Origin of the sequence: Fodinibius salipaludis, from assembly GCF_002287075.1 — a bacterium.
Taxonomy (GTDB): Bacteria; Bacteroidota; Rhodothermia; order Balneolales; family Balneolaceae; genus Fodinibius; species Fodinibius salipaludis.
In genome coordinates this window covers 220,892-233,816 of sequence record NZ_NSKE01000007.1, presented here as the reverse complement: position 1 = coordinate 233,816, position 12,925 = coordinate 220,892, and the positions used below count along the sequence as shown (strand labels likewise).

Sequence of the window (12,925 nt, the reverse complement as noted above, 5' to 3'; positions counted from 1 at the left end):
ATATGAGTATTCAAGACATTTTAAAACTCGATTTTTCAGAGGACATCAAGAATGTGATTGATCTTGAGGATCGATCAGAATTAGAGATTCAAAAAGAAATTGAATCTTACATTGTCACTGATAACATCGCAGATCATTTTCAGAAGTTCATAAGCCTATACACCTCTAACATTAAAGAGACTGGAGTTTGGATCTCGGGATTCTATGGCTCTGGTAAGTCGTATTTTGGAAAAATGTTGGGTTATTTGCTTGAGAATCCAACGATTAATGGGACTCCTGCCAGAGACCGATTCAAGCCAAGACTTTCAGGAGTAAAGGGTGAAGAACTTCTAAAGAATGAGATAGGAAAACTGGAAGCTTACGACACACTATTGGTGATGCTTGATGTGGCCAAACAGAGCGGACAGCATGGATTGCATTACATGTTGTTCAGAAACTTTTTAAGAAGTCTTGGTTTCCTCGATAACTTATACGGTATTTTTGAGTTTGAGCTGTTTCTAGATGACGAATTGGATGAGTTTAAAGAGCGTATAAAAGAAAATGAGGGTAAAGAATGGAGCGAAATAAAGAAAAGCTCCATGAAAGTGCCTGCTGCGGTTGGCCGTGCACTTATTGGTTGGAAGTTCACGGAGGAAGAGTACAATAAAACAAGGGAGTTTCTGGAAGATGAGATCGAGTCTTTTTCACCCTCCAAACTAAAGGAAAAGCTAGAACGTTATCTGGAAAAATATCCTGATACGAAGATTGTATTTATTTTTGATGAGGCCAGTGAAGCGATCGCTCAGGATAAAATTAAGCTGGATGATCTTGAAGGGGTAAGTGAAGCTCTTTCCGGTATTGCACAAAAAGTATGGACGATTGCCATCGCCCAAGAAAAACTGGATGATGTTATCAACAATTCCAATGTATCCAAGCAGAACCTTGTCAAGGTAACCGATCGCTTTAAGACAAAAATTCCGCTTGAAAGTACAGAGGTGGATAAAATCATTCGGAGCCGGTTACTTGAAAAGCAAGAAGAGGCCTTGCCGGAATTGGAAAATTATTATACCAAGAATATTGGCTTGGTATCAGAGAACACCAATCTGGAATCAACATTTCCCACCAAGACGGAGGATGTTGAGGAGTTTAAAACCTACTATCCGTTCCACCGGTACCAGTTTGACCTGCTTCAAAATTTCTTGTTTCAATCGAAGACACTTACAAGTACACAGGTTGCAGCACGTGGTATGATTATCACCACTTTCGATGTACTTAGGAAACAGCTAAAGGATACCGATTTATTCAATTTTGCGACCTCGTATCACTTAACGACTGAAGCGCAGCCTAATCCTGATGCAGCATTAGTGAATAAGTATGATAATGCATCTAAGATACTCCATAACGAAGGATCAGAGATAGATGGGAAGAAACTTCTTAAAGCGATCCATTTTATCAATGAGTCTGAACGGGTGAAGGCCACGGCCAGTAACATCACCAAGATGTACCTGTCTGATATCAGTCAATATCATGATGTGAAGCCAGATATAGATGAGGCTTTAGATCTTTTGTATGATCAAAAAATACTGATTGAAAATAATCACGTATATAAGATTACCTCAGATCTTGAAACGAAGCTGTTGGAAGAACTAAATGAATTTCCTGTTGAGCTGCATCGCAAGAAAAGGGAGGTTATTCAGCTCTTGAAAAAGAATACACATCTGAAGTCTGTTCAAACCGTTCAGGATAATAGTGATACCTATTCTTTTCGTATTGTTTCAGATCAGGATGATGATATTTTTGGCTCCTCCACTTCTGATATGAGCATTGAGGTGCACAATATCTATAATATTAATGAGGATAAGCTTGAGGAATTTGTAGAGAAGCAAAAATTAAAGTCTCAAGATGATAAGAGAACCATCTACCTGGTACCGGATATCAGCTTGTTTGATGAGATAGACCGACTGATTCAGGAAGTTCAGCAGCATGAATATATTGCTGACAAGTATAAGACGGATAACGATGACAGAGTACGGCAAATAGCGCGAGAGTTTGAACTGATTAAAGACCAAAAACAGAAGGAACTCAACAGGCAATTAGAAAAAGCCTACTTAAACGGTCATCTTATCTATCTTTTTTCAGATAGTATTTTGGATAAAGACCAGTTTACAGCCACTGTTGCAAAAACGCAGAAGAAGCTGATCGGAAATATATTTACCAAGCGACTGGATCATCAGCTTTCTGATGAAACTGCAGCTAAAGTTCTGAAAGAGAATCACAAAGATCGGCTACACCGTTTCTTTTCAGGGGATGACTTCAAGTTTTTTGATAAGAAAGGAAACTTTATTGGTGAAAGCCTGAAGGTTGTTGAAGAAATCACCCGCCTAATTGACACCAAATTTACGGATGGAGACCACATTGAGAAGGAGCTGAAAAAAGCCCCAACCGGTTATTCCTTTGGTACGGTAAGTACCACATTGGCGGTGTTGATGAAAGCAGGTAAACTGGTGGTTAAATATGGTGGAAATGAGTTCTTTGATCCTACCGATAAAGAAGTTTTGAAGGTATTTAGCAATTCTCGTGAGTTTAAAAAAGCTTCCTTCAAAGCGATCTCAGAAACGCTGGATACTGCCACCAAACAGCAGATTGTTGAAACGTTAATGGACGTTAAATACAACGAGCACATCAAAAACCCAGACGATCCACGAGTAGATTATAATCTAAATGATTTTCAGGTTGTGCAAGCAACGGTTCAGACGGCTCAAAGCTTTGCGCAACAGATTCAGGGTATGGAGCAGTCAACTGCTGACTTCCAGCAACGCTTCTCCAAGATTGCCGACATGAAAAGTGAATTGGGTAGCTTTACCGGACAGGTGACCGAACACAACTATATTGACAAAGCCAAGCATTTCATTGAGCAGTCTGATCGAATTCGGGAGATTCGAAAATCCATTCAGAAGACCCAGCGGTTTATTAAAAACAATCTGAATAAGGCCAATGAAATGAACCGCTTTGTGGACGACCTGAAGATTGAGCTCAATAAGGCTGAAGTAGATATCGGCTTATTCGAAGAGGATATTCAGGCATTCAAAGAAATTTATAACAATAATCTGGCCGAGCAATATGGGGAGCTTCAGCAGAAGGCGATTGCTATAAAAGACCAATACTATGAACTGATGAAAGAGGCCAATTCGAAGATGAATGTAGCCTATCAAGAGGTTCTGAAAAAAGCTGATGAAGTGCTGGATGAACTTAATGAGTATGCTGAATACAATGAGTCGAAAATAGCGAAGACCAAAAGGATTAAGAAAAAGGCCTCTAATAAAATTATCGATTCCATAAATCTGGAATTCAGTATTTCAGATACCAATTCACACTATTCTCTTTCTGAAATTCAAAAGGAGACGAGACTTGCTCCCGGTGATATTTCGGATCTGGATATGCTGTTGGCACAAATGGCTACTGAGCCAGAGCCTGAACCAGAACCCGGAGGAGGTGACCCTGATCCAAAACCCAAACCGGCAAAGAAAATTACCCTATCCGTACCTGCAAATGAGGTGACGGCGAATGATTATCGACAGCTGTTACTGGATCAAATGAAGAATTTGCGCGGGCTGCCTGATGACGCTAAAGTTGAAATTATCATTGAAGAGACTACTAAAGCATGAAATTAGCGGAACACGTACAGCACATTAAGGGTGTTACCTATCAATCCTTTGACAATTTGTTCGCCCGATTGGGAATTCGCGCTAAAGAGTTGGCTGGGCAAGACCTGATTCCTAATCAGCAGCTTTCAAAGAGAGCTAAAATCCTGGAACTGATTGATAACCACAAAGAAGAAAAGGATGATTATGCTGGTGCCCGTGAGAGAGCTCTGGAAGAGCTGACCTTTACGCTGTTTAACCGCATTGCGGCGGTAAAGGTTATGGAAGCGAAAACCCTCTTCCCGGAAATCATTACTAAACGGCCGGAAAATGGAGATCGCTCGTTCCAGCATAAGGCATGGTTGGAGCAGAACCCGGACATGCGTTCAGAGGAGCTGGAGGGCTTGCGCGAATTCATCAAGCATGCTTTTAATAACCTTGGTGAAGAGTTGGCTTTATACCACAAAAGCTATCCCTATGCTCTGCTTCCCGATACCATTGATTTAAATGATATTATTGAAGCCTTTAATGCCGTTGAGAAAGACAAGGACATAGAAGACCGTATTTGGGCCAGTGATGATGTTTTGGGCTGGCTGTATGAAAGCTACAATAACGATAAGAAGGAGGCTTTTAAAGAGGACGGAGGCAAGACCGAATACGATAAAGTCTCACTCCAATCCCAGGTGTACACCCCCCGGTGGGTGGTGGAGTTTTTGGTAAATAATTCCCTGGGTAAGCTCTATTTGGAAATGTACCCCACCTCCGACATTAAAAACCGGAAGAAGATTGCCAATGCACCAAAGGAACAGCTTAGAGAACCGAAGCCACTGCATGAAGTTACCTTGGTAGATCCCGCTCTCGGTTCCGGTAACTTTTTGCTGTATGCCTTTGATCTGTTTTATGAGCTCTACATGGACCAGATTGATTTCTTTGGAGCGGATTATGAGGAAGAGGACATTCCCAAGCTCATTATTGAGAATAATCTCTTTGGCATTGACCTAGACGACCGTGCCGTGCAGCTGGCCCAGTTAGGTCTGTACATTAAAGCTAAAGGTAAGAACCGGAATACGCCGATACCCAGCTTTCATGTGGTCTCTTCGGATTTTTATCTACCGGATTTTGAAACGGTACGCCCATTATTTGAAGATGGCGGTGGGCTGGAAAGCGGCGTAACCGATCTGCTGAAAGAGATTTGGGACGACCTGCAAAACGCCCACAAGTTCGGATCTCTGCTTAAGATTGAAGACCGGGTAAACCGCCGTTTGGAGAAATTCAAGGAAGAGCCGATGGACCTGTTTGTGCAGGAAGAGATGGCTAAATACGGTGAATTCGAAGAGAAATTCTTTCCCCGCATTCGTAAAGCCGTGAAACAGCATGCTAACGGGAGTACTACTGCTTTTGTAAAGGAGAAAACTTTAGATGCTCTTACTTACCTGGAAGTCATTACTCAAAAATATGACGTAGCTGTAGCTAATCCACCTTATACTGATAGCAGTGACTTTGGACCAGATTTGAAAAAGTTCATTGAAGATAATTATAAGGAACCGCAAAAATTTCACACAAATCTCTATGCAGCTTTTATAAAGAGATGTAGCGAGTTAGCAAAAACAAACGGAAAAATTGCTCAAATACATCCGCTTACATTCATGTACATCTCAAGTTTTGAGGATGTAAGGAAATATATACTTGAGCAATTATATATTGATTTAATGGTAGAATTTGGATTGGGAGGCGTTTTCTTAACTACCAAGGTAGATGTAGATGTTGTTGGGTACGTACTTGATAAAGAACCTAAAGGTACTTATTCATTTTTTATGAACTTAAAATCATACAAAGGAGTAAGCAGGAAAAAAGAAATATTTCTAGATGCCTATGATGATCTTGGTAACGGAGTTAAAAATTCGCATAACTATAAACTTAGGCAAGAAAAACTTAAGGAGATTGAAGGGTACCCCTTTATTTATTGGATAAGTGATGGGTTTCGGCAAAAGTTTAGAGAGAAGACACTACAACATTTTTATAAAGTAGCGCAAGGTTTAGCTACAGCAAATAATGATAGATTCTTAAGGTTTTGGTGGGAGGTAGATCAATCAAAAATTTCAAATGATTATTATGAGGATCAAAAAAAATGGGTTCCTTATGCTAAAGGAGGCCCTTATCAAAAATGGTTTGGTAATGATTGGTTAGTTGTGAATTGGGCGAAAGACGGAAAAGAAATTAAAAATATGACTGATGAGGATGGAAACCAAAGGTCCAGACCTCAAAATAAAGAATTTTATTTTAGAGAAGGTATTACGTATTCCGCTTCAGGTTCAAAAGGTGTCTCTTTTAGACACCTGGAAGAGAATCATATTTTTGATGTAGGTGGGTCCTCAATATTTCCATTAAAGGAGAATGACATAAGTTATACTTTAGCACTTCTCAATTCTAGTTTAGCTTTTTATGCTGCTAATTGCCTTAATCCTACTGTTAATACACAAGTAGGAGATTTGAAAAGGGTTCCTTTTGTAAAACCATCCTCAAATCTAGAATCCAAAGTAGTTAAGCTCACAGAAAATAATATAGCCATAAATAAAGAAGTTCTAAGCTATAATCTTACTGAGAAGAACTATAATGGATCTCCAATTATGGAGTTTTCAAATAAAAAGGATTTAAAGGATCGTATTAAAGCATTCATAAGCTATAAGAATAAATTATTTACAATACAACTTCTTAGTGAAGCAGTAATTGATGAATTGATCTTTAAGATTTATGATTTATCAGAACAAGACATTGAACAAGTTCTTCAAAGTGAAGGAAAAAATGTCAGTGATTACCCTTTATTACCTGAAGCATTAGAATCTTTTACGGATTCTGTAAAAGATTCTAAATTCATCACGTATGAATTGAAGGAGAAGTTGAATCGGTTAAAAGTTGATGAATCTATTGAGAAGAAGGAGTCTAAAATTTCTAAAGATCTATCAAAACTCTATCAGAGTGGTTCATCATTAGAATCTTTTTGCATTAAAAATGAGATAAATCCTATAAATGTCTGGTTTTGGTTTAAAAAGAATAATGTGTTACCAGGAAGCCAGACAGAAAAAATTGCATTAGATTTTCTGATTGAACATGTCAGCGAAATCTTAATGAAAGATCAAGATGGCATAATACCGCTTGTTCGTCATGCTGGAGAGGATACATTGATTAATCGTCTTGAAAACCATATGAGAAACAAAGGTCTTAGCAATACTCAAATTTCTCAACTCGATATTTTGCTGAATGATTCAATAAATAACTATCTCAAAAATGATTTCTTTAGCGATTTGAGTGATAATTTGAACTTATTTCGACATTTACCTAAAACACCCTTTATATGGCACTTGAGCAGTGGCCCTCATAAAGGTTTTGAATGTTATCTGAGCATCTATAAATGGAGTAGGGACAACTTACATTCCCTCAAGTCGGTCTATATAGAAAAGCGTGAGCGGGCCTTAAAGAACCGATTAACCGATTTAGGCGACCGCTCCGATGCGGCTTCCCAAAACGAGCGGGATACCATCCAAAAGCAGCTCGAAGAGATCGAGGAGTTTAAGGAAAAAATAGATGACCTGATCGCTTCTGGCTATGATCCAATTCTAGATGACGGGGTAGGTAAAAATATCGCCCCGCTCCAAAAGCGAGGTCTGATTCCGTATGATGTGCTAACCAAGTCTCAACTCAAAAAATACCTAAACGCAGACTGGTAAATGATCCTTGCATTTAATATAGATGAATATTATCCCTACTTCATATCAGTTCATAATTGTCAACAGCATGAAAAGTTACGATGGAGTGACCAAGTTAATGACCAAGATGTGACCAAGCTACTGACCAAGATGAACGATCAGATAAAACAGTTAATATGATAGAAACCTGGTTTAAAGAAGACATTCAAAAAGCATTTGATGAATCCGGTGATCGGTTTGTAGTCTGTGATCCGAATAGGCTGGGTAAATACTTGCTGAAAAGCCTGCCATCAAACTGGAAGGTGTATGAGGCATCATCTAAGATAGAAGAGCTGAAGGCCAAGTATAAGATTGAAAAATCAGATAAGGGTAAAAAGGTTGTTGTTTATTCTACTATTCCTGCTGATGAGCTCACCTTTTTGATGGAGTATGCACAAATTAACGGATATTTGGATCTGGCACAGCTCCATCACTACATCAAGAAAAAAGTACACCAAAAAATTGGTCTAAACCTTGATCTGGAAAAAGATAAGTTATTGACAGCAGCTAAAGTCTCTGTTGGTGAAAAGAAAGATTACTGGCTGAATTTGAGCCGAAAAGGATCGGGAGAAATCTTTGATCTTTCTACGATGCTGGTCGAATTTCTGGATAATCCGGAGTCGTATGTAGGTGGAATGGACCCAGAGGTAGAAGAAGCCTTTTTGGAGAAGGTTCAGAAAGCAATTGGCCAGCAACCAATGTCGAAACCTGCAGAAACAGTTGCTGAAGAGACAGTTCTGTATATGCTTAACGGATTAGCCAATCATGACATTGATGACCTGATGCTGAATATTTACCGGCAATGGATCGACAGCACGACCTATAGGAAATCTTTCAATAGGTATTTAGACCATTTTTCACAGAAAGATATTACAGACATTTGGCCAGTTCATCCAGATCATCCGTTTGATAGGGTGGATAGAGAGCAGCTCAGACAAATCGTGTCGAATTTGGGAGACGAGGATTTCCTCGAAGAAAAAATTCCATACATTAAACGAAGAGCTAAGAACCAATATGCCCATCTATGTGGCATAGATTGGTGGTCAAGTGTACTTGGAGTTATCGACTTTGATTATTCTGGCATTAAGACTATCAACTCATTTGAAGAGGCTAAAGCATACTATACGGAAACCTTCTATAAATTAGACCGTTCGGTTCGCAACCTTTACGCAGAATTCTTGCACGATGAGGCTTTAATGCAGCCTTTGCAAGAACGTTATACCTCAATGGTCAACGAGCTGTTGGACAAATGGTTTAACTATTTTGAGGGCTATGAAGAAGAGCAAACGGGACTTTTCAAACAGCTGGTTGAGAAACATTCAGAATCTCTGGCAATTATTGTTGGAGATGGTATTACCTATGAAATTGCAGAGGATATTGTTGAAAGCGTAGATCACAGGCTAAAGGTTGAAAAGGATACGATGTTGGCTGATCTACCCTCAGTGACCGACAATAATATGAGCAGAATGTATATGTCGGACGGGAGCTGGACTAAAGAAAAAAGTAAAAGAGAAAAGTTCTTAAAGGAACAATTTTCTGATAAGCGTATTACCTTCGTTGATCTTGAGCATATCACCCTCAGCATATCAGATTTTGATGTAGCTGTTTGCAGTTACAAAGATATTGATGATATCGGTGAGAAAATGCAGCAAAAAGCCCTGAAGTATCTGGAAACAATTAAAGATACGCTTGCAGAAAAGATTGTAGAATTAGAAAAACTGGGTTTTCAAAACATCTACCTGGTATCGGATCATGGCTTTGTTTTGACAGGCATCTTAAAAGAATCTGATAAGATCGAGTACAATGCAAATGGAGACCATTCAAAAGGAGAACGTTATGTGTCGTTAAAAGAAAAGCCTCAGGAATCAAATAATCTGTTTACCATTGAAAAATCCTATTTAGAATACGATCACCTGGTAGTATCTAAAAACTTGCGATCTTTCAAAACAACCGGTGTATATGGCTTTGCTCATGGTGGGGCTTCCCCTCAAGAACTGATCGTACCCTGCTTTAAATTTTCGAGTGGTACCACAGTTGAGAAGCTAAAGGTTGAGATTACTAACAAAGCAGACCTTGACCAAGTTGAAGGCGAATACTTTGAGATTAAGTTAAGAACACCAAAAGGTGGACAGGATCTGTTTTCACTCGAAAGAAAATACAGAGTACTCATATATGCAGGTGAGGAAGAAATTGCTTCCAGTGATGTCATCAGTTTGGAATCTGGAGACAGTGCAAAACGAGAGTTTTCATTTGATGGGAATAAGGAAGTGCATGCCCAAGTTATTGATGATGAAACCAAAGAGTATCTAGATAAAGTAAAAGTAAAGAAATCATCTAGCCGAGATTTAGGCGGTTTATTATAAACGAAATACTATGATCACATTAGACAGTTTAGACGAAAAATTATTAGATCACTTTCGGGGATTTGTAGTTAAGAAAGATCTTGTCAGGCGGGTTAAAGTAGGTGCGAATGTTCCCGTTTTTGTATTGGAATACCTGATTGCCAACTCTTGCTCCACCAACGATGAAGAGAAGATCAAAGAGGGAATGGAGAATGTGAAAAACATTCTTTCTCAGCATTATGTGAACCCTGAGGAGAGCGATCTGATTCATTCCAAAATTCGGGAAGCTGGTAGCTACAAGATCATCGATAAGATTGAGGTGAAATTAGACCCCAAGAAAGATAAATATTGGGCGTATTTACATAACAGCAACATTAAGGACGCTGTAATTCGAGATTCGTTGGTCTTAGATCACGACAAGATGCTGATGGGTGGTATATGGGCCATTATGGATGTCGAATACGATCCAAATATTAAAGTGGGTAATACTATCTATCCCTTTGTAATCAGAGACATTAAGCCAATTCAGCTATCCTCATTTGACGTCTCAAAAGTAAATAATAAGCGAAAAGAGTTTAGCAAAGAGGAGTGGATGAATGTCTTGCTCAGGAGTAGTGGCTATGAGCCTTCTTCTGAAGGGATGACACATAGAATTAAGATGTTATTGTTATCCCGTCTATTGCCTCTTGTAGAGTCCAATTTTAACTTAGTGGAGTTGGGGCCAAGATCAACTGGTAAATCCTTTGTTTACAAAGAGCTTACCCCTTATGCAGTGCTTATATCAGGTGGCCAAGGTACTGTGGCTAAACTTTTTGTCCATGGTAATACAGGTAGAGTTGGCGCGGTAGGGCAATGGGATGCTATCTGTTTTGATGAAGCTACAGACCAATTATTTAAAGATAAGGATGCTACACCGTTAATGAAGGATTACATGGAATCAGGTTCCTTCTCAAGAGCTGGAGCAGGCGGTGAAATTACAGGTAATGCATCTGTAATACTTAATGGAAATATTAATCAGCCTGTTCAAACGGTTTTACAAACCTCTCACTTATTTAGCCCCCTTTCAGAGGAAGTGAACTCTGATACTGCATTCTTAGATAGAATCCATTTTTACTTGCCTGGCTGGGAGATCATGAAGTTTTCAAATAAGAACTTCACTTCTAACTTTGGATTTAGCACTGATTTCTTTTCCGAGGTACTTAAAAGCAAAAGGAGAGAAAACTATACCGATGCGCTTGAAGAATACTTTTCTTTGGGCTCCCATTTAAAGCAACGAGACACCAAGCCGGTTAAGAAAACTGTTTCTGGGTTTATAAAGTTGCTACATCCTGACGGTAATTATACGAAAGAAGATATTAGAGAATACGTAACCTTTGCTATAGAAATGCGGAGAAGGGTTAAGGAACAGCTTAAAAGGATTGGGGGAATGGAGTTCTGGGATACAAATTTCTCTTTCATAGACAAAGATAACCAAGAGGAGACGTTTGTTGGCTTGCCTGAACAAAAGGGAACTCAGCTCATAGAAAATACCCCACTAAAGCCTGGTATATGCTATACATGTACAGGAGATGGAGTAAATTTCTCCGTAGTAAGATTAGAAGTAGTAACAACTGAGGGGTCTGGCAAATTAAATATTTCAGGTACCTCAGATAGAGATGTAAAAGAGAATATTAAGAATACCTATCAATATATTAAGGCTAATGAGGATCAGATATTAAACGAACAGCATAGCCTTTCAAACTTCGATATTCATGTACAGATAACCAATTTGCTGGGTGATAAAATTAATTCTGGGGTTGGATCTGCAACTTATATTGCAGTCCTTTCAGATCTATACAATCAAAACCTTAAGGCTGGTTTAGCGGTGCTTGGTAATATTTCTATCGGTGGTGCTATCGAACGGTCAAATAATTTCACAGATAAAGTAACCATGCTTTCTGAAAATGGAGCAAAAACGGTGATTTCTCCAATGGATAATTTATCTGAGATGGCCTCTATTCCCCAAAGTGTAGTTGGCTCTACTGATGTGCCTTTCTACTCCAACAGTCAGATGTTGATGCAGAAAGCTATTTTGATAGATTAGTTCTAATTACTATGGGTTAAGTGGTTCAAAGTAAAAGTCTATACCAAACAAATCACCTGGGGAAGAATAATTTTGAACATTTGCATCGGTTGAATAAACCAGTAAACAAGAAGATGGGTCTGCGGGTACATTTTTTCTTGGCCATTTGCTAAATTTTGTTTGTTGAGGAGTGCTTCTTAAGAGACTCAATTCTCTTCTTATTCCAAGAATTTCTTTTAACAATCCTTTTTCATAACTGGTATTCTTGCATTCAACTCCTAACCAGATTTGATCATAGCCTGGGCGGCCTGATAAGTTTGGATCGAGAACAACAATATCAAGCTCATGATATTGACCTGGATCCGGTGAAGTGAAGCTTGAATCCTTAGCATAGCTAAGGGTTGTAAATTCAATATCAGTCCAAATCTCAGCTATACAATTACCTGACTTATATACATTAAATCTTGGTTTAGTACGATCAATTTTACCAGCTGAGGTTTTTAGCTTTAAATATTTGCTGTTTACTAATTTTAATTTTAATCCTTCTTTTTTTACTAGCTGCTCAGCGACACGACTAAGTATAAATGCTTCATAAAGCTTACCTGAGGTAAGTGAGTTAGTTATAACATCCGCTGCCTTTGTATTATTGGCCTTAGTATATTTTTGAAAGGTGCTAGTTATTTTCTTTTTAATATCTTCCTTGTCCATGTTAGGTGGCTACTATTTATTTGACCTTATTTCTTCTATTATTTCATTCAATTCTGAAATCATAGTTTCTTGACTTTTCATCTCTGACAGGTCAATGTAATCTTGTTGATATAGTTTTTTTTGTTTAGGAGATAACTCAACATGTATCCCATCAATTTTTTGACCTTCCTCAGTTTCTACAAAATTGTTCAAGTTTGTTAATACATTTTCGTAGGTATTTGAGGACTCTTGCTCTAACAACTCTATTAGCCTTTCCAGACTGTGGATAAGTATTTTGCGGGGATCTTCGTATTCTTCAATTATATTATTAGATATCTCTAGAAAGTTATTTGCCAATTGTGGTTCATTACCTGCCACTTCCTCTTGCAAGTGATACAATATTTCAAAATAATCTTGTTCGTTAAGAGCCATCTTTAACGTTATTTACTCAGAAGTTTAAAAATTATAAGG

6 protein-coding genes are annotated in these 12,925 nt (G+C 38.5%); 4 read left to right on the top strand and 2 right to left on the bottom strand.

The window, feature by feature from the left end; genetic code table 11:
* The first annotated feature begins 2 nt into the window (after window positions 1-2).
* From brxC to brxL, 4 genes are all read left to right on the top strand, one after another.
* Window positions 3-3,644, top strand: coding sequence for a BREX system P-loop protein BrxC (brxC, locus tag CK503_RS11215; protein WP_095606906.1), 3,642 nt, complete (start codon window positions 3-5; stop codon window positions 3,642-3,644).
* Window positions 3,641-7,345, top strand: coding sequence for a BREX-1 system adenine-specific DNA-methyltransferase PglX (gene pglX, locus CK503_RS11210; protein ID WP_095606905.1), 3,705 nt, complete (start codon window positions 3,641-3,643; stop codon window positions 7,343-7,345). Before brxC ends, pglX begins: the two co-directional genes overlap by 4 nt.
* Window positions 7,346-7,500: 155 nt before the next feature.
* The gene (locus CK503_RS11205; RefSeq protein WP_095606904.1) at window positions 7,501-9,726 is read left to right on the top strand and encodes a PglZ domain-containing protein; all 2,226 of its coding nucleotides are present in this window, start codon (window positions 7,501-7,503) and stop codon (window positions 9,724-9,726) included.
* A gap of 10 nt (window positions 9,727-9,736) precedes the next feature.
* Window positions 9,737-11,788: a protease Lon-related BREX system protein BrxL gene (gene brxL / locus CK503_RS11200; RefSeq protein ID WP_095606903.1), complete on the top strand. Its 2,052-nt coding sequence runs from the start codon at window positions 9,737-9,739 to the stop codon at window positions 11,786-11,788.
* Between the two features lie 9 nt (window positions 11,789-11,797).
* On the opposite strand, the gene CK503_RS11195 is transcribed toward brxL, so the two are convergent.
* Both CK503_RS11195 and CK503_RS11190 read right to left on the bottom strand, forming a co-directional pair.
* Entirely contained in the window at window positions 11,798-12,475 is a 678-nt protein-coding gene (locus CK503_RS11195) for a hypothetical protein (RefSeq protein WP_095606902.1), read from the bottom strand.
* 12 nt (window positions 12,476-12,487) lie between these two features.
* A complete protein-coding gene (locus tag CK503_RS11190; protein WP_095606901.1) occupies window positions 12,488-12,886 on the bottom strand; it encodes a hypothetical protein in 399 nt (132 codons plus the stop codon).
* Window positions 12,887-12,925: the final 39 nt, after the last annotated feature.